Origin of the sequence: Amycolatopsis sp. NPDC047767, assembly GCF_040704195.1 — a bacterium.
Lineage (GTDB): Bacteria > Actinomycetota > Actinomycetes > Mycobacteriales > Pseudonocardiaceae > Amycolatopsis.
Map to the genome: position 1 here is coordinate 563,400 of NZ_JBEYSJ010000002.1, position 24,270 is coordinate 587,669.

Here is a 24,270-nt window from a genome sequence, read left to right on the forward strand (position 1 = left end):
CCTCACGCGTGTCGGCGCTAACCGCGACGGCCCGGCCGGGCTCGTCTCCCGGCACCGCGGAAGCGGCCGCCGACCGGGTGGTCGGCGGCCGCTCCGCGGGGCGTGGCCCGGCTCAGTAGGCGCCGTCCCCGCCGACGACGGCCCGGAAGGTCTTCCACAGGATCACCAGGTCCAGCGCGAGCGACCAGTCCTCGACGTAGCGCAGGTCGAGCCGGATGCTGTCGGCCCAGGAAAGGTCGCTGCGGCCGCTGACCTGCCACAGCCCGGTGAGGCCGGGCTTCACGAGCAGGCGGCGGCGGGCGTCGGGCGCGTACTGGCGCGTCTCCTCCGGCAGCGGAGGCCGGGGCCCGACGAGCGACATGCGTCCGTAGAGCACGTTGAACAGCTGGGGCAGCTCGTCGAGCGAGTAGCGGCGCAGCAGCCCGCCGACGCGGGTCACGCGCGGGTCGCGCTTCATCTTGAACAGCGGCCCGGCGCCTTCGTTGGCCTCTTCGAGGTTCTGCCGGATCTTGTCGGCGTCGGGGACCATCGTGCGGAACTTCAGCATCGTGAAGTTCTCGCCGTCCTTGCCGACGCGGCGCTGCTTGTAGATCACCGGGCCGCGGTCGCCGAGCTTCACGGCCAGCGCGATCGCCAGCAGCAGCGGGGAGAACAGCGTCAGCAGGAACGCCGCGCCACAGCGGTCGACGGCCTCCTTCACGAGCCGGCGGCCACCGGTGAACCGCGGCGCCGTGACCCGCAGCAGGGGCATGCCGAGCACACCGGAGACGTTGAGCCGCGGCCCCGCGACCTCCATCAGCACCGGCGCCACGACCAGCTCCGCGGCGGTGCCTTCGAGGTCCCACGCGAGGCGCTGGAGCCGCTTCGGCGTCCAGTACTGGTCGGCGGTGATGGCGACGACGCGGTAGCCGCCGCGGCGCACGTGGCGGGAGAGCTCCTCGAGCCGGCCGACCACGGGCACGCCGTCGATCTCGCCGCTGCCGGAGCCGGCGCCCCCGCCGTCGACCGTGCAGACCGCCTCCACGCGCCAGCCGACGTGCGCCTCGGTCTTCGTGCGGGCGATGAGGTCGGCCACCGTCCCGGGGCTGCCGGCCGCCATCACGGGCAGCAGGCACAGGCCGCGGCGGCGCTGGCGGTGCAGGACCTGGCGCAGCAGGTACCGCTGAGGGAAGGCGAAGAGCGCGATCACGGGCACCACGATGAACACCCACGGCTGCACGTCGAGCGCGCGGAAGAGCAGGCCGCCGAGCGCCACCAGCACGGCGGCGGTGATGAGGCCGCGGCCGAGCGTCCGGTACTCCTCGGGACCTTCGCCGAGCACGCGCGGGCTCCACGCGCGGCTGACGGGCAGCGCGCACAGCACCGCCAGTGCCGTGCCGAACGCGTGCATGTCCTGCGGCGCCACGCGGTCGATCACGAAGGCGCTGACGCCGATCACCACGAAGGCGGCGACGATGTCACTGGCGATGACCCAGGCGCGGTATCGCTTCTCCCACGAAGCGGGATGCGATTTCGCCGTGGTCGACTCGACGGGCGCAGGCCGGGGTGCGTTCACGGCCGGCACGGGGTGCGCGGTCGCGGTTTTCCCGGTCCTCGCGCCGGCGGGTGCGGGGATCTCCGGCATCGCCTGGAGGTCGATGTGCGGCGGCGGTCCGCTGACCGTGGATGTGGGCCGCACCGACTCTTCCATCAGACCTCCCAGGAGCATGGTTCGAAGGTCTCCGCCGGCACGCTGAGTGAACGAGTTTGATCTCGGAGCGTGATCATGACCCTTACCCGATTCAGCCACCAAAGGAGCGACACACGCCAAGGTATCGGCGGCTATCCGGGACTCGTTACAAGGATTTCCAGCCACATCCTGCGGCTGCTTCACGCAAATGAATGGCTTGAAGATAACAGGATGATGACGATGAGTAATAAGTGGCAACCCACCGATAACTACGGAATGTAGTCAATGTTCCACCACTGTCCGCGGCGAGGGCGAGGCGTCCCGGCCACCGGGATGTTCCACTGTGGACACTCCGGTCCGGACGCGTCCACAGTGGATTTCCCCGGAGGCTCGGCGGATCGGATCGCGCCGGCGGTGACATTCTGCTTCGCGGTGTCACGGCGTCGGGTTTTCGTCGCACATGAGGCGCCGGCCGGGCGCCATACTCCCCCGGGGTGCGCGGGCCGGCGCGCCGATCACGCCGTGCTCCCACCGCGGAATCGCCGCGTTCACCCGTCTTGCCGAACCGGGCCCGCCGATACCAGAGGCTGTGGGGGCGCCTCGGAAGCGCGGCAGATTCACCGGAACGGCCGCGCCCCGGACGGAAACCTTCGAACGTCGGCGGACCGCGCCGCCGGCCCGCGGCCGGAGTTGCGGCGAACTGCGTGCGGCCGTTCGGGTGGTTCGAATCCTGACATGATCGAGAAAGTGCTCAGGATCACACTCAAGGTGTCTCACGGAGTCCTCGTGCCACAAAACCGACGCGAGCCGTACGGCGAAGGTCATCTGTGCGCGTGCGACCTGCAAATTGCAGGTCAGGAAGCCGTGTCGAGACCGTTGTGGAGCCGTGATCGACCAGGTCGGACCGGATCCCCCCGGACGCCGCGCCGGTCCGGGCCGCCGCGAGGTGCTGACCTGCGAAGATTCTTGCGCGAAAAACAGTCGAGGCCCCGGATCGTGAGATCCGGAGCCTCGATGTGGTGGGCGATACTGGGATCGAACCAGTGACCTCTTCGGTGTGAACGAAGCGCTCTCCCCCTGAGCTAATCGCCCGCTCGTGGAGTGAGGACAACTCTACAACACGACTTTCGAGGGCCTGCAAACGGGTGGTTGGCGCCGAACACCCTCCGTCTACCAGCGAATACGGAGCGAACAACCCCGAGCTAGCCGGGGTTGTGCCGCGGTGGGGCCGCTCGCGCCCGGCTTCGACATCCGTGCGACGGTGCTATCGCGCGGCGGTCGAACCGCGCAGTATGTACGTGTGGCTGCCCAGCGGGCGCCCGCGGAAGGCTGCGCGGCGCGGGCGACGACGGACGGAACGGTACTGCCGACCACGGACGGGTGATCTCCGGAGAACCCGCGACGGAATCGGCTTCCCGGAGCGTCTCATCGTCGTCCTCGGTCGTCCGGGCCGGGAAGGGAGACGAAGGGTAGGACGATGCGCAACGATCACGTGACGCTCCGCTCGACGGCGGTCTTCGACCTGCTGGCGCCGCGGACCCCGGCGGTTCCGGTCAAGGTTGAACTGCGCTACGACACTCGCGACCCCTACGCGGTCGTCGCCGCCTTCCGCACCGGCCGCGCGGGCTGGGTCGAGTGGGTCTACGCCCGCGACCTCCTCGCCGACGGCCTCCTCGCCGACGCCGGCGACGGCGACGTGCGGATCCGCCCGTCGGTCGAAGATCCCGAGTCCGTGCTCATCGAGCTCAACTCCCCCTCCGGGCACGCCATGTTCGAAGCCTCCGCCCAGGAGCTCGCCGACTTCCTCGACCGCACGTACGACGTGGTGCTCCCCGGCAACGAACACCTGTGGGTCGACGTCGACGACGCCCTGACCCACCTCATCCCCAACGATCTCGCCTGATCACAGCCCCGCAACCGGCAGATGGCCCCCCGGTGACGGGGCGGTTTTCGGGGTCCGATATGGTTCTCTCACACCACGGCGACGGGGTGCCAGGCCACTGACCAGGCACTCGGGACCCGCGGAGAGTGCGGACGTAGCGCAGCTGGTAGCGCATCACCTTGCCAAGGTGAGGGTCGCGGGTTCGAATCCCGTCGTCCGCTCGAAAGCCTCTTCGAGGCCTTGCACGGTGGAGTGGCCGAGAGGCGAGGCAACGGCCTGCAAAGCCGTGTACACGGGTTCGAATCCCGTCTCCACCTCGCGCGATTAGCTCAGCGGGAGAGCGCTTCCCTGACACGGAAGAGGTCACTGGTTCAATCCCAGTATCGCGCACCAGCCAAAACACAGGCCGGAAGCCCTGTTCCTCTTCGGAGGGGCGGGGCTTCAGTCGTCAGATGCCGATGAGCCGGCGATGGCCCCAGGCCCGAGCCCCCGTCGAGACCGCAGATGCGGGAACCACGACATCAGCTTCGCCCGTTCCCCCGGGATACAACGAAGCCAGCGACTGCAGCCACCGTTCCTCCGACGCGTCGAGGATCTGGTTCACCATCGCCGGGGTCACGTGGTCGTAGACCCGGGCGATCCCCTTCATCTTCTGACCCAGCCACGCCCACCGCGCGACCTCCGGGATCCCGTCCTCGGTCAGCCACGTGCTGTGCGTGTGCCGACCCTCGTGGAAGGTAAACGTCGGCAGAATCGGCGGCCGCCGCTCCCCCGCCCCGGCATCGTCAAGCTCGACCCCGTCCCACGCCGGACGCCAAAACCGGATCCGGAAATTAGACCGCCGCCAGGGGTGCCCCTCCGGCGTGGCCAACACGAAGGGATCACGGTGGCTGTCCATCAGCTCCTCGTAGAGCACCGCGATCCCCGACGGCAGCGCCACGAACCGAGTCCCCGCCGGAGTCTTGGTCCGCCCCTTCTTCGGCCGGGTGTTCCCACGCCTCGTCGGCGGCCGCGAGCGACCGTCCGAGTGGTGATCATTACTCTTCCGGCCTCCCTTGTAGACCTTCCCTCCGACTTCCTTCAGCGGTGTCCGGATCTCGATCCCACGCTTCTCAGCGTCGTACTCGTGCCGCTGCTGCCCAACAAGTTCACCCCATCGGGCACCGGTGTAGAAGTCCATCAGGCACAACATGAACCCCGACATCCCCAGACCCATCTCGTAGAGCCGCATGGCAGCCCGCAGCGCCTGAGCCGGACTGGCGACCAGCCGCTCGGTATCGAACTCGCCACTGGTCACGCGGACCCCGCTGCACGGGTTGGCCGGGATCATCCGCGCACGGACCGCACCATTGAGGATGGTCGAGAACAACGCGAAGTACGACGACACCGACGACTCCGCGTAGTCCTCGTGCAGCTCCGAGAGCCACCGCTCGATCTCGACATAGCCGTTGAAGATCGCGATCAACGGCCACGCCTGCCACTGCGGCAGCAGCTGGTTGTCCAGGTACGACCGGTACTTCGCGGCCGTGTTCAGCTCCAGCCGCGGACGCACAGCGTCCAACCACGCCTCGGCGAAGTCGGCAAACCGGGTTTCGCCATCGCGCGGATCCAGCCACAGGTTCCGCCGGATCAGCGCCTCCTGCTCCACGCCCCAGTCCTCGGCAGCCTTCTTCGTGGGAAACCCTGACCTGTTCCCCCACGTCCCATCGGGACGCTTGTACCGGGCACGCCACTCACCCGTGCCGGGCTCTTTCTGGCCGAAGGCCATCTCAACTTCCTTTCTCTCTTACTCCGCCCCGCTTCACGCGGCGCGGAAGTCCTGCGCAAGGCCCTCCAGCGGCACCCGCCGTCGCGCCCGCTTCACCTCGGCGGCGCCCAGCCGCACGATCTAGGCCACATCCCCGCGGGTGAACCGGTAGTGCTTGCCGAACCGGTGATGCGGCAGAACACCGGCGGCAGCCTGGTCCTTCAACGTCCTCGGCGACAGCTGCAGCAACTCCCCCACGTCTTCCGCCGTGAGCAACGCATCCGGGTCCGCCGGCGGATCCGGCGCGGCAGCACGCACCGCCGCCGCAACTTCTCGAATCCCCGCTCGATTTCGACCGGCTGCCGTCGCGGCTGGGACCCGGTTGAGAGAGAGGCAGCCATGGACCCATGGCAGCGTTCCCGAGTGAGGAGGATCAGGAAGCCTTGCGCCTCCTGATCCACGGCGACCAGGCCCTGCAAGGCGGTGGCTTCGCCTTCCGCGACGGAGAGTGGATCGTCCTCCTCTCCCCGGTGCGAGGCGTCGCCACTGGTCGAAGACCGGACGAATTCCGGGGGTACCGGATAGTTTGGGAGGACATCGGGCCCGTCCACGGCCTGGGCGAGAAGGGACAATGAGGCGGGGATGACTCGTACGAGGGTGACTCCGGCGCACCGGCGCGTCGCGGTGGCGGCAGCACTGGTCGGGCTGTTCGCGACCCTCACGGCGTGTGGCCCCACCGTCAGCGCGGTCGACCCGCCGATGGCAGGGGCGCCACCGGTGATGTTCGACGGCGCGGCGGGGATCTACGTCGACCCGGACAACCCAGCGGCAGCGTGGCTGCAGACCGCGCCGTCCGGAACCACCGCGGAGGTCGTTCGGAGCGCCATCGCCGGCAAGCCTGCGGCCGTCCTGATCGCCTCCCCTGCCGTGGCGGTGGCCACGCGAGCCCACGCAGTCGTCGCGACGGCAACCGCTGCCAATGCGATCCCGGTCCTCCTCGCCGACGCCGACCAAGCTGGTGCCTGCCCATCCGGATATTCGCAGTGGTTCAGCAACCTGGCGAACGGACTGGGACAAGCCCGGGCACTGGTCGTGGTTCGCGCCGGTCAGCGTTGCGCAGCAGTGTCCTCGCCGGCTGCCCGAGCGCGGCTGCTCACGGACGCAGTCCACGCTCTTGCCCGCGCCTCGCACACGACGGTCCTGGTCGATGTCACCGACGCCCCGTCGCCCGCCGCAGCCGCGGATCTGGCCGCAGGGTCCGACGGGGCAGCCCTGAACATCGGCCGTTACGCCCCCGACGACGTCGCCACCGCGAATGCCCAAGCGATCCGGCGCGCCCTGATAGCCAAGACCGGCCGCACGGACTACCTCACGGTGATCGACAGCAGCCGCAACGGCGCGGCGGTGTCCGGTGACTGCAACCCGCCGAACGCCCGCACAGGGCAGAACCAGGTGCTGACCAGCGACCGTGATCAGTCCCAGCAACTGTGGCTCACTACGCCCGGCATCTCGGACGGTCCCTGCGGGATCGCGCCGGCAAGTCAGGCCGGTGAGTTCGTGCCAGAACTCGCCGTGGCTCTCGCGCAACGGCCCAGCTGAAGCCCTCATGGCCCACGCGCCGGACGGACGCGCACATCATCAACGGCTCGATATCTCGCCGTTCCCTGACAGCGCCTCACCCACAACAGAGCCACGGTTCAGACCAGATTCGACCTTTGGCCTACGAGAACGCCGCGGCTGCGCCGAAGCGCCCGGAGGTGTGGTTTCGCCACCCGAACCAGTTCTGATGTGGAACTGGCGACACCACTGTCGTCCCGCTCGAACGTTCCGGTCAGGCAGCCCAGTGACCGGGCCCGATCATCCCGTACTCGTGATGTGTGGAGGTCGGACGCGTCGCTCCCGCGCCTGAACGCTGGTGGGCGACATCCCGATCGTCCGGAGTTCGCAGAACGATCACGTCCTCGTGGGTGATCAGGTGCAGCGGTAGCCCCGCTGCGCGCTGTTTGCGGATGAAGTCACGTTGGAAGAAGCTGCCGACAACGCAAGTGACTCCGGTCATTGTGGCGCAACTCATTCGAGATCGAGCCGACCGCACAATCTCCGACATGCCGCGCCATAGTCGCCCGGAGGACCACGCCAATACGGCATCCGGACTGAGCCGAAGATCCTCGCGCACCGCCACCGGACTTGTGCGGCGTTGATGGCCGCAGAGCAGTTTCCGGCCGGGTCTCACGTCCAGGTCACTGGGCAGCCTCCTCGGCGAATTCGGCGCGGACGACGTCGACCAGATGGCGGGCGCGGCACGCCCCATTCCAAGCCGGGCGCGTAGTACCTCCGCGGAAATTGGCTTGGGTGCATCGTCCTCGTCTGGGGAATGCGCATTGTTGGTGGCGCCGATCGCCTGCACAAGGGCAGGACCGACCTCCGACCATCCGATCAACAGCAGCGGACCGACCGCGTCGAACGCTGCCTTCCCGAACTGACCCGCCACGAACGCCGGGTGCACCACCGCGCCTGCCGGGCGATCCGCCTGCGGCACCCGGTCGTCGGAGACCTGACCGTCGACTGCGAGACCTTCACGCCGGCCGGGGACCCGGACGCCACGCTCCACGTCTGCACGGCGGAACCCGATTCGCCGTCACAGCGAGCGCTGAACCTGCTGGGGAGCTGGGACCTTGCGGACGGCTCCTCGACCCCACCGGCGGCCGGCTGAGCCGGCCGGACGATCCGTCCGCGCGGTCGCGGTGTGCCGCCACACGAGCGCCCCGGCGGCCAGCGCGGCGAGGGAGAGTGCGACGGCGAAGAGGGTCGTTCCCGTGGCGAGGCCGAGGCTGTCGCTGAGGTAGCCGGTGGCCACGGGGAGCAACGCGGCGGGGATGTAGCCGCCGAAGTTGAGCAGTGCGTTGGCTTCCGCGCGCCGGTGGGCGGCGACGTGGGTGCTGATCATCGTCAACCCGCCGAGTTGGCCGAGGCCTTGCGCGGCGCCGGCGAAGATCGCGGTGACGACGATGGCCGCGATCCAGCCGGCGTGCACGGCCGCCAGCAGCGAGCCCATGCAGGCCAAGGCGCTGATGGCGCCGGTGAGCAGGACGGCGCGGATGCCGAGCCGTTTCGCCGCGAACTGCACGGCGGTAGCGGTTCCGAACATGACGAACGCGGTGACCCCGGCGAGCAGCCGGCTGGCGGTGCCGAGGACGTCGGCCAGCAGGGCCGGGCCGAGCGAGAGCACGAACGACGTCGAGGTGATGCCGGGCGCGAAGACCGCGATGCCGAGCGCGACGTGCTTGCGGTGGGCGCGCGGCACGTTGGGCACGCGGACCCAGCCGCCGCCGGCGTCGGTGCTCGGGCGGCTCAGTGGCAGCCGAGCGGCCACGACCGCGGCGACGAGCAGGAGCACGGCCGCGAGGACGAAGATCGACACCGTCGGCGCGGGGAGGGTCTCGGACAGGGCTCCGGCCAGCAGCGGTCCCAGGCCAGCGCCGAACACCATCGCGGTGGACGCGGCCAGGGTGGCGGTGCGGGCCCGGCCCGGGCCACCGACGTCCACGACGGCCGCCATGCCCGCCGACACGGTGATGCCGACCGCGACGCCGGTGAGCAAGCGCGCGAGCGCCAACACCTCGACGGAGCCGGCGGTGGCGAACAGCACGCAGGCCACCAGCGCGAGCACCACGCCGGGCAGGATGACCGGCTTGCGGCCGATCCGGTCCGAGGCCCGGCCGGCCACCAGCAGCGCGACCAGCAGGCCGGCGATGTAGGCGGCGAAGATCACCGTCAGCGTGCCGGAGGAGAAGCCCAGTCGGTGCTGCCACAGCACGTACAGCGGCGTGGGGGCATTGGACAGGACGAACACGGCGGTGACCGGCCACGCGGCCGGCCACGGGCTGCTCGTCCGGGCTGGTGCGGTGTCGCGCACGTCGTCCATGGGAACTCCAGTACGAATGAGGTCGAACTATGCGGGGATTGGGCTGTGCAACCGACGGTAGTTCGACTTTATTCGTATTGAGGTGTTGACTGTGTCCATGACCACGTCGACCGTGACCGGCCCGGACACCCCTCCTGCAGATCTGCCACCCGCGCTGCCGGAGCCGGCTCGCGAGGAGCTGCGACTGGAGGCGGTGCTGGGCGCGCTGAGCGACCCCTTGCGGCTGACGATCGTGCGCAAGCTGCTGCGGGAACGCGAGGCCTACGACCACACCTGCGGCTGGTTCGAGCTGGACCGGCCGAAGTCGTCCTTGACGCACCACTTCAAAGCGTTGCGGGAAGCCGGTGTCCTGCGGCAGCGGCAGTACGGGCTGGAACGCCGCAGCCGCGTGCGCACCGAAGACCTCGACGCCCGGTTTCCCGGTCTGCTGGACCTGGTCGCCACGTGGGAACCCGCGTCCAGCCCGAAGTGAGAGTGTCGCGCGTCCTGCTCGGTGTGGCGGACGACTGTTGTGACACCTCAGCCACCGTCGAGGTGCCGAGCACCACGACCGAGCGAAAGGACCTCGCCCAGCGATGAGCCGACCACGACCGAAGATGCTGATCCTCGACGATTGGGAAGGTGAGCTCCGCACCGCGCCCGGCGCGGACCGGTTACGGCAGCTGGCCGACGTCACCGTGCTGGACAGCCCGCTCGCCGACGTACCCGATACCGAGCTGGCAGACGTTCGCGTCGTCCTGGCGATCCGCGAACGCACCCGGTTCGACGTGGCCATGCTGGATCGGCTGCCCCTGCTCGAGCTCATCCTGCAGACCGGCGGACACGCCTATCACATCGACCTCGACGAGGCGGCCCGGCGAGGCATCGCGGTGCCGCTGTGGCGCCGCCACGATGCGTGCGAGGCCGCCATGCGGGAACTCACCTTCGGCCTCATGATCGCCGCGCTGCGCAAGTTTCCCGAGGCGCACCACTCCCTTGGCACCGGGAGGTGGCCCGGCCTCCTTGGCGGCACGCTGCGCGGCCGTCGCCTGGGCGTGCTGGGCATGGGTCTGCAGGGCGCGGCCGTGGCCCGGCTCGGGCAGGCGTTCGACATGGACGTCGTCGCCTGGTCCAGGCCGGGCAGTCGCGCCGCAGCGGACGACGGAGTCCCTCGGCTGCCGCTGGAGGAGCTGCTGGGAACCTCTGACGTGGTGAGCATCCACCTGCGGCTCACCGCGGAATCGCGCGGCCTGCTCGACGCGGCGAAGCTGAGCAAAATGAAACCCGGCTCCGTGCTGATCAACACCGCTCGCGGAGCAATCGTCGACGAGAACGCGCTGGCCGAAGTTCTGCAGGACGGCCCGCTTCAGTCCGCCGGGCTGGACGTGTTCACCACCGAACCGCTGCCCGAGGACTCTCCACTGCGCAACCTGTCCAATGTAGTGCTCACCCCTCACATCGGCTGGACCGTGCGCGAAGCCTTCGCCGAATTCGCCTCAGGCGCCGCCGGGCAGCTGGAGGACTACCTCGCGTCGTGCCTCGACCCGCGAGAACTGGCCTTCACGCCCGCCGCGCGGCGACGCCCCGATGCGGTGGGTGGAGTGTTGCCGCGGTAGTGAGTCGTCAGGCCGGTTATCTGGGATGGTGCTGCTGCCACGGCAAATCAATAACACGCCGGTATTTGCGCGCTTGAACTCATTGTGGCCAGGCGCTGCTCAGCAAGCGGTCGGCCAAACTGAAATGACGCACGGTCCGCCGCAGCTGCCACTGCTGCCGGCAGTCGGCATGCTCTGCGCATGAAGCGAAGCCCACGATCAGATGGTTCGGTACGGCCGTCTGGCCCCCGACGCGAAGGTTTACGATTCGGCGAGCGTGACCAGCAGGGCATCCGGCAGGGGCCGCATTGGTGATCACGGCGCATACCGCATCGGGCCGCTCCAGCGAACCCACCAGAGGTGGCAAGGCCGCCGGCGAGTTCCCGCCGTCACACGAATCCGTCTCGGCTCCGGTGGATCACCCGTCCCCCATGCCGAAATGGCTTATCCTGGGCGAACCATTCTGGTGGTCCTCGGCGCGCGGGGCGTGCATAGTCATCACCGACAGCTCCTGCGCCATCGCGATCGGCGCTGGCGCGACCGAAGGTTCGCTGTTTGGTGGCGGCGGGCGCGGGGCCGCTGTGGTCTCGGGAGGGTTCCGGCGCTGTCACGTCAGTAAAGTTGGTGTTGCGTCGACCGGTTGAACCCGGGTTCACTGCTCGCGTTGGAGTGGTGGAGCAGCTCCGGCTCGACCGGATGCCCGGCGCGATCACGTCGCCAGATCGCCATATTCAGGGGCTTGGATACCAGGGCCGCTCTTCGAACCCGCGGCGGTCCAGCCAATGATGGCGCGGGATTGAACGTCGAACAGGAACGCCACATACACCCATCCCGTCCGGGTCGACACGTAGGTGAAGTTGGCGACCCAAGCGAGGTTCGGGCGCCGGCGCTGAAATCCCCGGTTGACCCGGTCGACGGTGCAGAAGGCCACCTCGTGGCCCTGGCGGCGCAGTCAAGGGCTCATATTCCGCCGCCCATACATCGCATCGAGGTCGGCAAGCTGCTGGGATTCCTCGGCCTGACTCGCGGCCAACGGGAGGCCGACGACCTGTCCACGATCGTGGGCCGCGCCGACCAGCTGCTCTACGTCCGGGAGTTCGCCGCAGGGCTGGAGGAGTGCAAGCAGACGTGGGAGTTCTTCTCGTTCTGCCAGGGCGCGCATGCAGGTGACCGGTTCTTCCAGCACGGCACGTTTACAGCGACGGAGACCGATACAGCCACCTCGCCGGCGTGCGGCGATGACGACGTGATCTCCTCTCGAGACTCTCACCGTGCACAAGGAAAACGCGGTTCTGTCAGGAACAGGCCCATGAGGTCCACTTGATGACGCACAGCCCAATGATTCGAAACTAATCCTGATTCAACCGGACTGCAAAGTCCAACGCTGAGATGAACGCCACCACATGTTCGAGCAGGCTACGGCGCCATAGGAGATACTGGTCCCCGACGGCAGTGGCCTCCGGGGTGGGCTCCATCGGCTGCAACGACCTCCCCTCCACCACCCGGCACCGCACTGCCCCACGACAGCATCGAACTCGTCGACGCCGTCGTCGGTGCCCGGCCTGCGGCACCAACGGTGTCGAGGCCGGCGCGGCGCACGACCGCGCGGAGCACCGCAGTCACCACGATCGCGTCGTCGGCGTAGCCCAGGACCGAGATGACGCCGGGGATCGGGTCGATCGGGAGCGCAAGGCAGGAGGCGTTGTTGTCGAGGCAGCGGCGCCAGTGGTCGACGAGCTCCAGTTCATCCGGCTGCCCCGGCGGAGCCCGCGCTCGCCTACTTCGAGGATGTCGGCGCCGAGCGTGGAGCCAACAGCAGGCAGCATCTTCGCCTGGTGTGCAGTCGACTCCGGCACGTACCGGCCCTTGCGCTGCGGGACCGGTGACGTCTGGGCGGTCGCCCACGCCGACACCGGTCCCGCCGTTCCTCCGGCGACGAGGGCGAGCTGCCGTCGCAGAAAAGTTCGAGGCATGAACTTCGTGTTCCCGGGAAGCCTTCAGGTGACAAGAAGGAGGTTTCCATGGCGGAGAACAACGAAGGCGTCCTCGAGCTGCTGCAGCGGGAGCGCTGGGAATCCACGAGCGGTTCACTGGGTGGTGAGCGGCGGTGAAACACGGAGAACCGCACGATGGCGACGTCGGGGCCAACCCGGCGGGGTTCGCGGACGAAACCAGGACGGCCCCGGCGCCCCGGGAGATGCAGGAGTACCACGAGCCGAGTCAGTCGACGGCTCCGGTCTCCGGCCGCCGCCGGCTGGCCGGCGTGCTGCGGATCCTGTTCGGGGTGGTGTGGGCGATCGACGCCTCGCTCAAGTGGCGCCCCGATTTCCTGCGCGGCCAGGCGTTCGCCCACCAGTTCGGCATCCACGACCAGATCACCACTCCCGTCATCCGCCAGTGGATCGACCTGTGGCAGTACATCGCCGCCCTGGCGCCCACCGGGATGGGCGTCGCGACGGCCATCGTCGAAACGCTCATCGCGGTCGGCCTGCTCACCGGCACGCTGTGCAATGTGGTGTATGTCGGGAGCGCCGTGTACTCGTTCGGGATCTGGTCGGCGGCGGAGGCGTTCGGCCTCCCGTGGTCCGCGGCCGGCGCCACCGACATCGGCCCGTCGATCGGGTACATCATCGCTGCCCTGGCCCTGCTGGCCGCTCCGGGCAACGCCATGTGGAGCGTCGACCGCAAACTCCGGCCACGACTCGGCAAATACGGCTGGATGTGCGGCGATTGAGTCCCACCGGGCATCCCGAATACCAGTGAGTGCACGGCACGTCGCGCTGGGTGACTTCCGCGGGAGACGCGGGAGAAAACCGACCGTCGAGTGCGCCGGCAGGCACGCAGCAACGCTCGGACGATCGCCGCGCACAGCCAAACCGACGCCGCGGTCAACCCCGGCAACTCCCGCGGCGCACGTCGCCTGCGCGGTGCCGTCGGCAGCCGTGCTCGTCGGGCTCGCTTGACGACTCGGCTTTGCCGAGTGAGCCCCTCGCGAACTACCCGTCACGGGCGAGGCCCGCTTTCGCCGCCCTGTAGAGCCCCGACGACAGGGTCCGCCTGGCCGATGACTCCGGCAACGAGCGGACCGGTCCCTCGCCGGCAGTGGAGCGCCGGCCGCGAGCGGGTGAGGCTCCGGATGTCGCAACGCCGGCATTGCGCACGCTGATCAACTGAAGGCCTTGGTGTGATCGACTTTCTGTCGCAGGAAGCATGATCACCCAGGGGCTTCATGCGTGATCATCAAGTTCCTGATCGCCCAGTTCAGACGTGAAAACTCGGGCCAGACAGCGAATCGAGGAAGGTCGGTTGCCGCGCTTCCTGTTTCCCATTTGTCAGGTATGCGCGAGCCAAGCCGGCCCCATGAAGACGTCAAGATCGGCGACAGTTTTACCCTAATCCGATGTGGGCGCAGGAGTTGATCTATGGGTTGCGTGGTGTGTGGCTTTTCATCGGCTGGCGTCGCATTTGCGCACTCTGCGCAAATGCGGACCATGGCCGGAAATCGCCTTTCCTTACGCAGTTTTCACGGTCTACGCGACGTGTTCGACGACACTTCTCGCACCAAGTCTGCTTGTCGATTTCCGGGGTACCGTCGTTGATGTCGGGGCGCGCCGACGGAACAGATTCAAACTGTATTGAGGAGGAGATCACGATGGGTTCTTTCAAGCCGGTTCACCGCGACCGCTACGACTCGCGGCGCAACGACCACGACCACTCCCGGCGGTACAACCGCAACCGTCGCTACGGTCGCTGATCCTGTTCTGATGGTCAGGACAAGCAAGTCCTGATCGCGAAAGAGGGGGAGGGGCCGGCGCGTCGAAAGCGCCGGCCCTCACTCTTTCCCCTACCCGGCCGGCCGGCTCGCCATCCATGGAACGACTCGAAACGAGGTGCGCGTGACCGCCATGATTCCCGCAGCGAGCGACAGTGGCACCTACCCGAGCGACGCGGACAGCCCCGCCAAGCCGGCGTCGGTACGTCAGGCATTCCGGAGGTTCTGGCCCTATGTCCGGGCCGAACGCCGTCTGCTGCTGCTGGCCATTCTCTTGCTGGTGATCAGTGCGGTCGCGGAGACCGTGGCGATCTGGACCTTCGGTGTGATCATCGACGACGCCTTGACCACGGGCGACCTCCGCGGGTTCTGGCGGCCCGCCGCGATCTGGGTCGGCATGGCCGCAGTCGGGGGGTTCGCCTCGTTCGGAGGCGGCCTCCTTACCTCCTGGGTGTCAGAGCGGTTCCTGCTTCGCCTGCGCGACGCCGTATACGCGCACCTGCAACAGCTTTCCCCCGACTTCTTCGCCCGGCATGACACCGGTGACCTGGTGGCCCGGGTGACCAGTGACATCGAGATGGTCGAACAGTTGACCGCGTCCGGGACGGTCGAAACCGTCAGCGCGATCGTGACCGCGATTTTCTACGCCGGCGCGGCACTGATCGTATCCTGGCAGCTGGCACTCGCGTCATTTATTCTCGCCCCGCTGTTCGGACTGGCGGCACGGTCGTTTTCGAAGAGAATCAAGACAGTGTCCCGCGACGAGCGCGACTACAACGGCATGATCACCGCTGCGGTCCAGGAAAGCCTGACGAACCTGCCCCTGGTGCAGGCCTACAACCAACAGCAGACCGAACAGCGGCGGCTGCACGCACACGGCGCGTCCTGGATGCGAACCAAGGTGCGCGAAGCACGGGTGTCCGGAGCGTACGCACCGTTGGTGGACATCACGGAGGTCACGGCGCTGCTGCTGGTCGTTGGCGCAGGGATCTGGGAGATCAGCCAGCATCACCTGACCCCGGGGGGCGTGCTGGCGTTCACCGCATACCTCGGCTATCTCTACCCTCCGCTGCGCCAGCTCGGCTCTCTGACGATCATGGTGAACGCGGCCACGGCGAGCTCCGACCGCATCTCGGAATTGCTGAACACAAGACCGACGGTCGTCGACCACGCGGGTGCCCACGTGCTGGCCCACTCCCGTGGCGAGATCAGCGTGGACCGGGTCAGCTACCGCTATCCTGACGCCGACCGGCCCGCGCTGACCGAGCTGTCGTTCACGGTCCGCCGTGGCCAGTTGGTGGTGATCACCGGGGCCAGCGGCGCCGGCAAGTCGACCATCACAAAATTGCTGCTGCGCTTCGCCGACCCGTCTTCAGGCAGTATTCGGCTCGACGGCTTCGACCTGCGCGGTATCACCACCGAATCGCTGCGCGAACAGTTGACCCTGGTGCTGCAGCAGACCCAGGTCTTCCATGGCACCGTGCGTGACAACATCGCCTACGGACGGCCCTCGGCCACCGATGCCCAGATCGTGGCCGCGGCGGTCGCGGCGGACGCCCACGAGTTCATCTCCGCCCTGCCGGAGGGATATCAGACCGTGCTGGACAGCTCCGGCCAGCGGCTCTCCGGTGGGCAGCGGCAACGGCTGGCGATCGCCAGGGCCATCGTCCGCGACACCCCGATCCTGGTCCTGGACGAGCCCACCGCCGGGCTGGACGCGCGAGCCGTCCAGCGCGTGATCGAACCACTGCGCCGGCTGGCCAGCGGCAAGACGACGATCCTGATCAGCCATGATCTGTCCCTGGCTCCCGCTTCAGATCACATCCTGATGTTGGACCACGGCCGGCTGATCGAATCCGGTCGGCACCAAGACCTGCTCGACCTTGGCGGACCGTACGCCAAGCTGTACGCGCAGCACCGGGCTGAAGCGAAAACCCCACCCACGTCGCCACGGGCGCTGGTGGGCTCGCAGGCAAGGCCGGAGGCTGGTGGTCCCCAGGCGACTGACCCTTCCACTATCCACGGTTCCGTGACAGCCGCGCGAGGCGAAGGCGAGCGGCGTCCGGGGATGGAACCCGTCCGCTGGCGGATACAGGGCCAGCTTTTCGACCCAGAGGACGGCCACCGTTCCGCCCTTTCGCAGTGACTGGGCAAGAATGCATCGATCTCCAGGTACGGGTTGCTTCCGCGCCGGCGGTGAGTACCAGTGTTCACCGAAACCGGTGCAGCTGTGCGTCTGAACATCGACGAACGTCCTCAGGCGCGCCGGACGCTTCGCAACGCGGCCGCTCTATGTCCGCAGAGCCGCCTGCCAAGCGGCGACAGCGCCGAAGAGCGCGAGCAGCTCGACTAGGAGTCCACCGGCGGCGCCGTACACCCCGAACTGCCGCCACACCATGCCGAGCCTCGCACCTTCCGACGCCGGCAATCCAGCCCTCCCGAAAGAGGCCGCCAACGCCCACGCCGTTGCATCTCGCTCAGAATCGAATCACCGGGGCCAGCAGGGGTGCAGACCATGGCCGCGCAGCGACGTCGAGAAGGCTCATGTCGGTGTGGGCCCCTGGCACCGGGCCCCGGGTAGAGCTAGCAGCGCGTCATTCGTCGCCCTCATCGCCCTGCCCCGATCACCGACCGCGTAGGAGCCGAGCAACTCGAGACCGCTTGCGCATCTGAGCCATGTCCGCGGCCGATGGCGATTCCTCGGCGGCGGTAACCCGACGCGGCAGTGTCGAAGCGCCCCCTGACCAAAACCGCAGGTCAGAAGCCCTTCCCCTCCCCAGAGGGGCGGGGCTTCAGTCGTCAGATGGCGATGAAATGGCGATCGGCCCACAACCCGGGTCGAGCCCTCTGGAACCTCAGGTGCGGGAACCACGACACCAGGGTCGCCCGCTCCCCCGGGTACAGAGAAGCCAGTGACCGCAGCCATCGCTCGTCCAACGCCCATCCGCGGCCATCGCCGCCCGCCGGTGCGCCGGGAACCCATCGCGAGGCCAATCAGACGATCTGGTCCGCGTTCACCCTCGGGCCGCCGTTCACGTCCAGAACGCCACCGCCACTCGCGACAGGGCGCTGGTCGGCACCGGCTTGTCGCTGATCGCGGGTACGAGGTGCGGCGTGGTGAACCCGATGCATTGCTGGCCTGGTACGGCGGGGGCAGCAGTGGTGATCGGTTTGGCTGTGGATGCCACTGGGTCTCCAGCTTGGGGGCCACGCAGGGCGAACTCAGGTACGTCTCTCCAGGTCAGCTTCTGGCCAAGGTCGCCGGCGACGAGAGAGCGCGGCGAACGGTGACGATTAGCCGGGGCCACTGGCCTGCTCTCCCTGCCGGGACATGACCGCACTGCGCGAGCTCTACGGAGTACTTCGAGAAAATGTCCGAAGATCGAGCCAGGTGTTGGCCTCCCGTGATGTAAATCCGAGCGCAGCTGATCGGCGTCGTCCGCGCCCAGTTCCGGTGAATCACGCGTCGGGTACACCGCGACCGCCACGACGGGGCGGAATCTGGCCACGGAAACGGCCGCACTCGGCGCCGGGCAAGCCGGCCGCGACACAGGTCAGCGCCATCGTCTCGATGTGCGGTGCCACGAGCGTGCCGAGTACTCCCGGCACGACGTAACGACCACCTCAGTCCGCGGCAGGTAGCCGCGCAACCAGGCGGGCGCCGGTTTCCGAGTCGGCCACCGCCAGGGAACCGCCGTGGCGCCGGGCGATTTCGCGTGCCAGTGTGAGGCCCAGTCCGGAGCCGCCGGCGTCGCGGGTGCGGGCGTCGTCGAGGCGGGCGAAGCGGTCGAAGACGCGTTCCCGATCGACAGGGGGAATGCCGGGGCCGTCGTCGAGCACTTCCAGCACCACGGAGGTGCCGTGGCGACCCACGGTGACGGTCACGGCGGAGGTCGCGTGGCGGACGGCGTTGTCGAGGAGGTTGCGCAGCAGGCGTTCGAGTTGCACGGGTTCACCGAGCGCTCGCGCGGGGCCGTCCACAAAGGATCGCACGGCCGGGCGGCCCGGCACGGCCGAACGTTCGGCGACCTGCTCACGCACCACGTCCGCCAGGTCGACCTCCACCGGCGCGACGCGACCGGGGTCGACGGCGAGCTGCAGAAGGTCGGCGGTGATGCGGTGCAGGCGCCGGACGTCGAGCAACGAGCGTTCGGCGACGGCGGGCCAGTCGGCGCGCTCCGGGTGTGCGAGGGCGACCTCCAGGCCGGTCCGCAGGTTCGCCAGGGGGCTGCGCAGCTCGTGGCTCGCGTCGGCGACAAATCGTTCCTGCTGCTCGTGGGTGTGCTGCAGACGGTCGAGCGTGGCGTTGGTCGTGTGCGCCAGGCGTGCGATCTCGTCACGCGAGCGCGGCACCGGCACGCGGCGGCCGAGCTGGCTGCCGCTCACTTCGGCGAGCTCGCCGCGGATCGCCTCCACGGGCCGCAGCGCGCGCCCGGCGGCGAACCACGCGACGAGCGCCGTGAGGAGCACGGCCAGCGGCACGAACACCTCGAGGATGTCGTCGAGCAGCGTCAGTGTGGTGAGCGTGTCCCACGGGAGCACGAACAGGTAAAGCGTCAACCGGTAGTGCGTGCTCGAGGCGGCACGCGACAAGCCGGTGTCCACAGTGGATCCTTCACGGCCGAGCGGTTCCACCAGCGTGGCCGGCACATCGTCGACGACCGTGCCCACCACGGTGTAGGTGCGGTACTCGCGCCACTGCGGGTGGGTGCCCGGGTGCAGCGCGGCGGTCGTGGTGGTCGTCCACCCGTGCGGCGCGTCGCGAGGGGCCGGCGGCAGTGGCTGCCATGCCGGATCCAGCCGGGTCAGGTTGCCACTGTGGACCACGGCCCGGCCGTCGTCGGCGACCACCTCGAACATCGCGTCGCCGTTGAGCGCCGCCGAGTCGATCACGCCCAGGCGATACGCGTCGGCGACCCGCTCGAGCTGCGCCCGGGTCGCCTGCACGGCGTTGCGCGAGAGCTGCGTCGCCACGAACTGCCGGATCCCCCACCAGCCCAGCCCGAACACCAGCACGCTGAGCAGCACCGCCGCGAGCGCCGTGCTTCGCCGCACGGACTCGGGCCACCACCTACTCATGCGACGCACCGGGTCCGTCGGCGACCAGGCGGTACCCCACGCCGCGCACGGTGGCGATCGTGCGCCGCCCGAACGGCGTGTCCAGCTTGCGCCGCAACGCGCTCACGTAGACCTCCACGATGTTCGGATCGCCCTCGTACGCGACGTCCCACACCTGCCCGAGGATCTCGTGCTTGGCCACCACGTGCCCGTCGTGGCGCAGCAGGCATTCGAGCACGGCGAACTCCTTCGTGGTCAATGCGACCGGCGTGCCGCCGCGCCGGCACGTGCGTTTCGCGGGATCGAGCACCAGGTCGCCGAACGTCAGCGTCGCCGCCGCGCCTGCCCGGCCGCGGCGGACCAGCGCGCGCAGCCGGGCGGTGAGCACCACGTAGGAGAACGGTTTGCTCAGAAAGTCGTCGGCGCCCGTGTCGAGGGCCTCAGCCTCGTCGTACTCGCCGTTCTTGGCCGTCAGCATGAGGATCGGCGTCGTCACCCCGCGCTCGCGCAGCGCGGCGCACACCCGGTAGCCGTTGAGCTTCGGCAGCATGATGTCCAGCACGATCACCTGGTACGGGTGCAGCTGCCCCCATTCCAGCCCCGTCTCGCCGTCGTGGGCAAGGTCCACGGCGTATCCGTCGGCCTCGAGCCCCCACCGCAGCGTCTCGGCCAATCGCTTCTCGTCCTCGACCACGAGCACCCTCATGAACCCGATCTTCCCAGAAGCCCGCGCGGGAACCTGAAGCGATCTTCAGGGTTCTTCAGGAGTGCTTCAGCACGGCCCCGCCAAGCTCGGGCCGAGGCGCCGAGAACGGCGCGACGAGGTCGGGGAGAGAGCGGATGCAACCAGACACAGTGGACAGTCCCGTCGCAGCGGGAGTGCGGCAGGTCGTGAAGATCCACGGACGCGGCGACACGGCGGTGCGGGCCTTGGACCACGTGTCCCTCGACTTCCCGGCGCGGCGGTTCACCTCCGTGCTCGGGCCGTCGGGTTCCGGCAAATCCACGCTGATGCACTGCCTCGCCGGGCTGGACACCGTGGACGCCGGCAGCGTCCGGATCGGACGGACCGAGCTCACCGGGCTCTCCGACGCGGCGCTCACCCGGCTGCGGCGCGACCACGTCGGGTTCGTGTTCCAGTCGTTCAACCTGCTGCCGACCATGACGGCCGAGGAGAACATCCTGCTCGGCCTGCGCCTGGCCGGCCGCAAGCCCGACCCGGCCTGGTTGCGTGTGGTCGTCGACGCGCTCGGCCTGCGGCAACGCCTGCGCCACCACCCCGGGGAACTGTCCGGCGGTCAGCAACAGCGCGTGGCGTGCGCGCGAGCGCTGATCGGGCGGCCGCAGGTCGTGTTCGCCGACGAGCCCACCGGCAACCTCGACTCGCGCTCCGGTGCCGAGGTGCTCGGCTTCCTGCGCGCGTCGGTGCGCGAGCTGGGCCAGACGGTGGTGATGGTGACACACGATCCCGTCGCCGCCTCCTACACCGACCACGGCGTGCTGCTGGCCGACGGTCGCGTCGCCGCCCACGTGCCCCGTCCGACGGCCGACTCCGTGCTGGCCGCCCTGACCGGCCTGGGGGTGTGATGCTGCGCGTCATCGCCGCCGGGGTCCGGGCCCGGCCCCTGCGCCTGCTGCTCTCAGCCGTCGCGATCGCCCTCGGCGTGGCGTTCGTGTCCGGTTCGTTCATCCTCTCCGGTGCCGTCGGCGCCGGGCTCCGCGACGCGGTGTCCGTCCACCTGCGCGGAGCCGACGCGGTCGTCAGCCAGACCCGCGGCGCGACCTTGGACGACGCGCTGCTCGCGAAGGTGCGCGGGGTGTCCGGCGTCGCGGCGGCGGACGGGCGCGTCACCGTCAGCGCGCCGATCCGCGACGCCTCCGGGCACGCGACCGACGCGGCCGCAACCGCGCTGCCCGCCGATGCCGCGCTGCGGCCGTTCGACCTGGCCGGTGGCCGGTTCCCTCAGCAGCCCGGCGAGCTCGCGATGGAAGCGACCACCGCCCGGGACTTCTCGCTCGGGCAGCAGGTAACGCTGTTCGATCAGCAGGGCAAAGAACACGCCTACACGCTCGTCGGCACCTTCAGCCGGCCGACGGACGCCGGGATCGGGGCCGAGGACCTGGTCCTCACACCCGAGGGGCTGCGCCAGGTGGCACCCGGCGCGGAGTTCGACGAGATCGTGGTGCGGGCGGCGCAGGGGGTCGCCCCGTCTCAACTCGTCACCAACCTCGACCAGGCGGTAGGCGGGCAGGGCATTTCCGTAGTGACGGGAAGCCGGGCCGCCGCCGAGCTGCTGAACACGACCGCGCCCGATTCGGCGGAGCTCACGAAGTTCTTCACCGCGTTCGCCGTGCTGGCGATGGTCGTGGCCGCGATGGTGATCGCCAACGCGTTCACCATCCTGGTCGCGCAGCGGGCGAACGAGCTGGCAATGCTGAGGTGCGTGGGCGCCGGGAAACGGCAGGTGTTCGGCGCGGTGCTGGCCGAAGCGGCCGTGGTCGGGGTGGTGGCGTCCGTCGTCGGACTGTTCGGCGGGCTCGGGGTCGCCGCCGCGCTGCAGGCGATCACCGGCTCTCCGGGAGCGCCGGTCTACGTCCCGCTCACCGCGCGGACGGCGGTGCTGGCGCTCGTCGTCGGCGTGCTGGTCACGGTGCTGGCGGCCGTGCCCCCGGCGCGGGCGGCGACGCGGGTGGCGCCCGTGGCGGCGTTGCGAAAGCCGGTCGAAGGACGTCAGGCCCGCGCGGGACGGCCCCGCGCGATCGTCGCGGCCGTGCTGTTCGTGGCCGGAGTCGGGGCGGCGGTGGCCGCGCTCGCGGCGGACGCCCAGGACGGCGCGGTGCTGGCCGTCGCCGCGATGGTCGCGTTGCTCGGCGCACTGCTCGCGGTCGGGCCGCTGCTGGCCGGACCCGCCGTGCGGGTACTGGGCGCCGTCACCGCCCCGGTGCTGCGCGAGCCGGCGAAGCTCGCGGCGCTCAACGCCGACCGCAACCCCCGCCGCACAGCCGCAACCGCTGCGGCGCTGACCATCGGACTGGCCGTCGTCGCGCTCGTGACCACGGTGACCGCGGGCGTCGAGGCCGGCCGCAGCCAAGGCGTAGAGCAGCAGCTGCGAGCAGACTTCACGGTGACTTCGGTGGTCAACGGGCAAGGACTGCCCGCGACCCTCCCCGCGACGCTCGCGGCGGTGCCAGGGGTCGCGGCCACGGCGTCGGTCACCGAGTTCACGGGCGACCTCGGCTCGCTCGGTGGCTACGGCATGACCGCCGTGCGCGGCGACTCGCTCGGCACGCTGCTGCGACCGGTCGTCCTCTCCGGTGCACTCGACCGGCTCGGCCCCGGCGAGCTGGCCGTGAGCCGGCAGCTGTCCGAAGAGACCGGGCTGGCGGCGGGCGCGACCGTGCGCACGGCTTCGCGGTCGTCGCTGCGGGTCGTGGCCGTTTACGACAGCGTCGACGCGCCGGGCGCCGACCTCGGCCTCGCGCTCGTCGACCAGGGTGAGCTGCCGAAAATCGCGATGCCGGACAGCGAACACGATGGCAGTGTGCTGGTGAAACTCGCTCCGGACGCCGACGCCGACCAGGCCGCGGCCACGCTCGATCGGGCGCTGCAACCGACTCCGCTGGCGAAGCTGAGCACGATCGCGGACCTGGAAGACCAGCTGTCGGCGCCGCTGCGCAGCACGCTCGACCTGCTGTGGGCGCTGACCGCGCTCGCCGTGCTGATCGCGTTCGCCGGGATCGCCAACACGCTGTCGCTCTCGGTCCTCGAACGCACCCGCGAATCGGCCCTGCTCCGTGCCCTCGGCCTGACGAGGGGTGGCCTGCGCGCCGCACTGGCAGCCGAGTCGGTGTTCGTCGCCGTGTTCGGCGCGGCCTGCGGCCTGCTGCTCGGGATCGGCTCGGCGTGGCTGATCGCCCGCGTGGCCTCGACCGACGCCGAGCCCGTGCTCTTCGCGCTGCCCTGGGCCCGCCTCGCGGTGCTGCTGGCCGCCGCCGTGCTCGCGGCCCCGATCGCAGCGGCACTGCCGGCCCGGCGCGCCGCCCGGGGCTCGCTCACCGCCGGGATGGCCGGGCAATAACCAGTCCACGGAGGACGTCCGTTCTTACCTCGGTCCGTGGTCGATCGGGAACGCACCGTCGGCAAAAAGTGTGCTGCCGGCGGGTTCCCCTTATCCGATAAGACAATTTCGGCGAACGACACGCAGTTCACGGCACCGGGCACCGGAAGTTCACCGGTCGTGCGTGGTGCCGCCACACCACCGCACCGGACTGGCGTTCACCTCGGCAGCACCGGTGCCGGCAACGACGCCACGCGAGGCTCCGCACCCACTCCGTTTCGCGCACGAGAGGACAGCTCATGCCCAAGGTGACAGTCGGGGAAGAAAACGGCGCGCCGATCGAGCTCTACTACGAAGACCACGGCCCGGGCCGCGAACTGGCCCACACGGGTGCCGGCTCCTACCGAGTCCGCGTGCACGCACGCGGCCGCGACATCGCCCCCATCTCAACGTCCAGGAACCCGTCGAGAACTACCTGATCCTGGCGGACCTCGGTCTGCTCGACCAGCCACCGGCAGCCGCGGGTCAGGAAGTTGCGGTTCTCCCGCGCGAACCGCGCCCACCTCGGGCATGGACGCGATGATC

General features: G+C 69.3%; 20 protein-coding genes, 4 tRNA genes and 2 pseudogenes. 16 read left to right on the forward strand and 10 right to left on the reverse strand.

The window, feature by feature from the left end; genetic code table 11:
• Positions 1–112: 112 nt before the first annotated feature.
• Together AB0878_RS05865 and AB0878_RS05870 are read right to left on the reverse strand one after the other, a co-directional pair.
• Positions 113–1,690: a sugar transferase gene (locus AB0878_RS05865; protein ID WP_366577011.1), complete on the reverse strand. Its 1,578-nt coding sequence runs from the start codon at positions 1,688–1,690 to the stop codon at positions 113–115.
• Positions 1,691–2,686: 996 nt separating this feature from the next.
• A tRNA-Val gene (locus AB0878_RS05870) sits at positions 2,687–2,761 on the reverse strand.
• Positions 2,762–3,146: 385 nt separating this feature from the next.
• Here AB0878_RS05870 and AB0878_RS05875 point away from each other — a divergent pair.
• The 4 genes from AB0878_RS05875 to AB0878_RS05890 all read left to right on the forward strand — a co-directional run bounded on the left by AB0878_RS05875 (position 3,147) and on the right by AB0878_RS05890 (position 3,944).
• Positions 3,147–3,572 carry an SsgA family sporulation/cell division regulator gene (locus tag AB0878_RS05875; protein WP_005159130.1) on the forward strand — a complete coding sequence of 142 codons (426 nt, stop codon included), beginning with the start codon at positions 3,147–3,149 and terminating at the stop codon, positions 3,570–3,572.
• A gap of 127 nt (positions 3,573–3,699) precedes the next feature.
• Positions 3,700–3,772: transfer RNA gene (locus AB0878_RS05880), tRNA-Gly, on the forward strand.
• A gap of 25 nt (positions 3,773–3,797) precedes the next feature.
• A tRNA-Cys gene (locus tag AB0878_RS05885) sits at positions 3,798–3,868 on the forward strand.
• A gap of 1 nt (position 3,869) precedes the next feature.
• A tRNA-Val gene (locus AB0878_RS05890) sits at positions 3,870–3,944 on the forward strand.
• Positions 3,945–3,999: 55 nt separating this feature from the next.
• On the opposite strand, the gene AB0878_RS05895 is transcribed toward AB0878_RS05890, so the two are convergent.
• Together AB0878_RS05895 and AB0878_RS05900 are read right to left on the reverse strand one after the other, a co-directional pair.
• The gene (locus tag AB0878_RS05895; protein WP_366576908.1) at positions 4,000–5,319 is read right to left on the reverse strand and encodes an integrase; all 1,320 of its coding nucleotides are present in this window, start codon (positions 5,317–5,319) and stop codon (positions 4,000–4,002) included.
• Positions 5,320–5,439: 120 nt separating this feature from the next.
• Positions 5,440–5,616, reverse strand: coding sequence for a helix-turn-helix domain-containing protein (locus AB0878_RS05900; RefSeq protein ID WP_366576910.1), 177 nt, complete (start codon positions 5,614–5,616; stop codon positions 5,440–5,442).
• An 89-nt stretch (positions 5,617–5,705) separates the two neighbouring features.
• Between AB0878_RS05900 and AB0878_RS05905 the strand changes: the two genes are divergently transcribed.
• Positions 5,706–5,933, forward strand: coding sequence for a hypothetical protein (locus AB0878_RS05905; protein WP_366576912.1), 228 nt, complete (start codon positions 5,706–5,708; stop codon positions 5,931–5,933).
• A gap of 22 nt (positions 5,934–5,955) precedes the next feature.
• Positions 5,956–6,897, forward strand: coding sequence for a glycoside hydrolase family 6 protein (locus AB0878_RS05910; RefSeq protein ID WP_366576914.1), 942 nt, complete (start codon positions 5,956–5,958; stop codon positions 6,895–6,897).
• Between the two features lie 232 nt (positions 6,898–7,129).
• On the opposite strand, the pseudogene AB0878_RS05915 reads toward AB0878_RS05910, so the two are convergent.
• Positions 7,130–7,333: pseudogene (locus tag AB0878_RS05915) on the reverse strand (site-specific DNA-methyltransferase); the annotation flags it as partial.
• 339 nt (positions 7,334–7,672) lie between these two features.
• Between AB0878_RS05915 and AB0878_RS05920 the strand changes: the two are divergent.
• Complete coding sequence (locus tag AB0878_RS05920) at positions 7,673–8,011, forward strand: hypothetical protein (protein WP_366576916.1); 339 nt, start codon at positions 7,673–7,675, stop codon at positions 8,009–8,011.
• On the opposite strand, the gene AB0878_RS05925 is transcribed toward AB0878_RS05920, so the two are convergent.
• Complete coding sequence (locus AB0878_RS05925) at positions 7,937–9,223, reverse strand: MFS transporter (RefSeq protein WP_366576917.1); 1,287 nt, start codon at positions 9,221–9,223, stop codon at positions 7,937–7,939. The two genes, AB0878_RS05920 and AB0878_RS05925, sit on opposite strands and share 75 nt — an antisense overlap.
• A 97-nt stretch (positions 9,224–9,320) precedes the next feature.
• Between AB0878_RS05925 and AB0878_RS05930 the strand changes: the two genes are divergently transcribed.
• A complete protein-coding gene (locus tag AB0878_RS05930) occupies positions 9,321–9,695 on the forward strand; it encodes an ArsR family transcriptional regulator (RefSeq protein WP_366576919.1) in 375 nt (124 codons plus the stop codon).
• A 103-nt stretch (positions 9,696–9,798) separates the two neighbouring features.
• Positions 9,799–10,818, forward strand: a complete 1,020-nt coding sequence (locus tag AB0878_RS05935; protein WP_366576921.1) for an NAD(P)-dependent oxidoreductase — start codon at positions 9,799–9,801, stop codon at positions 10,816–10,818.
• Between the two features lie 754 nt (positions 10,819–11,572).
• On the opposite strand, the pseudogene AB0878_RS05940 reads toward AB0878_RS05935, so the two are convergent.
• A pseudogene (locus AB0878_RS05940) lies at positions 11,573–11,710 on the reverse strand (IS3 family transposase); the annotation flags it as partial.
• A gap of 21 nt (positions 11,711–11,731) precedes the next feature.
• Between AB0878_RS05940 and AB0878_RS05945 the strand changes: the two are divergent.
• Complete coding sequence (locus AB0878_RS05945; RefSeq protein ID WP_366576922.1) at positions 11,732–12,121, forward strand: hypothetical protein; 390 nt, start codon at positions 11,732–11,734, stop codon at positions 12,119–12,121.
• A gap of 92 nt (positions 12,122–12,213) precedes the next feature.
• Here the strand turns inward: AB0878_RS05945 and AB0878_RS05950 are convergent, their stop codons facing one another.
• Positions 12,214–12,540, reverse strand: coding sequence for a DUF1232 domain-containing protein (locus AB0878_RS05950; protein WP_366577013.1), 327 nt, complete (start codon positions 12,538–12,540; stop codon positions 12,214–12,216).
• 364 nt (positions 12,541–12,904) lie between these two features.
• Between AB0878_RS05950 and AB0878_RS05955 the strand changes: the two genes are divergently transcribed.
• The 3 genes from AB0878_RS05955 (at position 12,905) to AB0878_RS05965 (ending at position 16,922) form a co-directional block, all read left to right on the forward strand.
• Positions 12,905–13,531: a hypothetical protein gene (locus tag AB0878_RS05955; protein WP_366576924.1), complete on the forward strand. Its 627-nt coding sequence runs from the start codon at positions 12,905–12,907 to the stop codon at positions 13,529–13,531.
• A gap of 1,171 nt (positions 13,532–14,702) precedes the next feature.
• Entirely contained in the window at positions 14,703–16,715 is a 2,013-nt protein-coding gene (locus AB0878_RS05960) for an ABC transporter ATP-binding protein (RefSeq protein ID WP_366577015.1), read from the forward strand.
• Positions 16,716–16,775: 60 nt separating this feature from the next.
• Entirely contained in the window at positions 16,776–16,922 is a 147-nt protein-coding gene (locus AB0878_RS05965; protein WP_366576926.1) for a hypothetical protein, read from the forward strand.
• 1,271 nt (positions 16,923–18,193) lie between these two features.
• Here the strand turns inward: AB0878_RS05965 and AB0878_RS05970 are convergent.
• A complete protein-coding gene (locus AB0878_RS05970; protein WP_366576928.1) occupies positions 18,194–19,648 on the reverse strand; it encodes an ATP-binding protein in 1,455 nt (484 codons plus the stop codon).
• Entirely contained in the window at positions 19,641–20,333 is a 693-nt protein-coding gene (locus AB0878_RS05975) for a response regulator transcription factor (RefSeq protein ID WP_366576930.1), read from the reverse strand. The genes AB0878_RS05970 and AB0878_RS05975 overlap by 8 nt, the downstream gene beginning before the upstream one ends.
• A 134-nt stretch (positions 20,334–20,467) precedes the next feature.
• On the opposite strand from AB0878_RS05975, the gene AB0878_RS05980 reads away from it, so the two are divergent.
• The 3 genes from AB0878_RS05980 to AB0878_RS05990 all read left to right on the forward strand — a co-directional run bounded on the left by AB0878_RS05980 (position 20,468) and on the right by AB0878_RS05990 (position 24,164).
• Positions 20,468–21,214: an ABC transporter ATP-binding protein gene (locus AB0878_RS05980; RefSeq protein ID WP_366576932.1), complete on the forward strand. Its 747-nt coding sequence runs from the start codon at positions 20,468–20,470 to the stop codon at positions 21,212–21,214.
• Positions 21,214–23,706, forward strand: a complete 2,493-nt coding sequence (locus AB0878_RS05985) for an FtsX-like permease family protein (RefSeq protein ID WP_366576934.1) — start codon at positions 21,214–21,216, stop codon at positions 23,704–23,706. The genes AB0878_RS05980 and AB0878_RS05985 overlap by 1 nt, the downstream gene beginning before the upstream one ends.
• A gap of 278 nt (positions 23,707–23,984) precedes the next feature.
• Positions 23,985–24,164 (forward strand): hypothetical protein, encoded by a 180-nt coding sequence (locus AB0878_RS05990; RefSeq protein WP_366576936.1) that lies wholly within the window; start codon positions 23,985–23,987, stop codon positions 24,162–24,164.
• Positions 24,165–24,270 lie beyond the last annotated feature (106 nt).